At 71.8% G+C, this 2,039-nt stretch carries 2 protein-coding genes; both read left to right on the top strand.

The window, feature by feature from the left end:
* Positions 1 to 1,086: acyl-CoA carboxylase subunit beta (locus GL263_RS25590; RefSeq protein WP_182858117.1), on the top strand; the 1,086-nt coding region annotated here is incomplete at its 5' end.
* A gap of 203 nt (positions 1,087 to 1,289) precedes the next feature.
* The coding region (locus GL263_RS25585; RefSeq protein WP_182858116.1) for an AfsR/SARP family transcriptional regulator at positions 1,290 to 2,039 on the top strand (750 nt) is incomplete at its 3' end.

The following is a 2,039-nucleotide window of genomic DNA, read 5'->3' as shown; positions in this document are numbered from 1 at the left end:
TCGGGTGTGATTCCGCAGATCTCGGTGATGCTCGGTCCGTGTGCGGGTGGTGCGGCGTATTCGCCGGCGTTGACGGACTTCGTGTTCATGGTGCGGGACACCTCGCAGATGTTCATCACCGGTCCGGACGTGGTGCAGGCGGTGACGGGTGAGCAGATCAGCCAGAACGGGCTCGGCGGCGCGGACGTGCACGCGGGCACCTCGGGTGTGGCGCACTTCGCGTACGACGACGAGGAGTCGTGCCTGGAGGAGGTCCGCTTCCTGCTCTCGATGCTCCCGCAGAACAACCGGGAGAACCCGCCCGTCGTCGAGTCCGCCGACCCGGCCGACCGGCTCTGCCCGGCGCTCGCCTCCCTGGTGCCGGCCGACGGCAACCTCCCCTACGACATGCGCGAGGTCGTCGAGGAGATCGTCGACGACGGCGAGTACATGGAGGTCCACGAGAGCTGGGCGCCCAGCGTGGTCTGCGCGCTGGCCCGGCTCGGCGGCGAGGTCGTCGGCGTCGTCGCCAACCAGCCGCGCACCCTCGCCGGCGTGTTGGACATCAACTCCTCGGAGAAGGCGGCCCGCTTCGTCCAGCTCTGCGACGCCTTCAGCATCCCCCTGGTCACCCTCGTGGACGTGCCGGGCTTCCTGCCGGGCGTGGACCAGGAGCACGGCGGCATCATCCGGCACGGCGCCAAGCTGCTGTACGCCTACTGCAACGCCACCGTTCCCCGCATCTCCGTTGTCCTGCGCAAGGCGTACGGCGGCGCCTACATCGTCATGGACTCGCGTTCCATAGGCTCCGACCTGGCCTTCGCCTGGCCGACGAACGAGATCGCGGTGATGGGCGCCGAGGGCGCGGCGAACGTCGTCTTCCGCCGGCAGATCGCCGCCGCCGACGACCCGGAGACGACACGGGCCCAGCTCGTCAAGGAGTACAAGGCCGAGCTGATGCACCCGTACTACGCGGCCGAACGCGGCCTGGTGGACGACGTCATCGACCCGGCCGAGACACGTCGGACGCTGACCGGCGCGCTGTCGATGCTGCGCCGCAAGCACGCCGAGCTACCTCTCCGCAAACACGGCAACCCGCCCATCTGACCAAAAGGGACAAGGCGGAAACACAGTTCAGGAGGCTTGGCAGTTTGCTGTCCGTACCGTTGTAGCGTGCAGCGAGCGGCTGGTACCAATGGCGCCAGACCGAGCCATGGCACAGACCAGGCCGGTGGAGCGGACGGCTGTCGCGACGTCGGACGGCGAGCGGCCTCCGCGGACCGACCACCGGCAGGACGGGGCGTACAGCGATGGAATTCCGGATCCTCGGTCCGGTGGAGCTCGCGGGGGACGGGGCGGCGCGGCTCGCCGGAGTGAAGCAGCGCACGCTGCTGGCGGCGCTGCTGCTCGCCGGCGGCAGGGTGCTGTCGGACACGCTGCTGAAGAGCCGGCTGTGGGGGGCCGACCCGCCCACGACGGTCACCGCGCAGCTCTACGCGCACGTGTCGGAGCTGCGCAAGCGGCTGCCCGCCGGGGTGCGCCTGGAGCGCCGCAGCCCCGGCTACCGGCTGGACATCGGCGACGTCCCGCTGGACTGGCACGTCTTCCGGCGGCTCGCCGGCCGTGGCCTCGCCGGCCTCGCCGCCGGCCGCTACGCGCAGGCCGCCGAAGACCTCACGGCGGCCCTCGACCTCAGGCGCGGCCCCGCCCTCGCCAACGTCACGGAGCAACTCGTCGACGCCGAGGGCCCGTTCATCGAGGAGGCCTACCTGGCGGCGCTGGAGAGCCGGATCGACGCCGAGCTGGCGCTCGGGCGGCACACGTCGCTGGTCCCGGAGCTGGTGCGGCTGGTCGCGGAGAACCCGGTACGCGAGCGGCTGCGCGGCCAGCTGATGACGGCCCTGCACCGCTGCGGCCGCAAGGCCGACGCGCTGGCCGTCTACGCCGAGAGCCGCCGGGTGCTGCGGGAGGAGCTGGGCATGGACCCGGGGCACGACCTGCGCCGGCTGCACCAGGCCGTGCGGACCGACTCGCTGCCCGGCCCGGAGGCGGCGGAGCAG

This window comes from Streptomyces durbertensis (genome assembly GCF_014156695.1).
GTDB classification, from domain to species: domain Bacteria; phylum Actinomycetota; class Actinomycetes; order Streptomycetales; family Streptomycetaceae; genus Streptomyces; species Streptomyces durbertensis.
The sequence above is the reverse complement of the archived record's forward strand: the minus strand, read 5'-3'. Positions and strand labels throughout refer to the sequence as shown.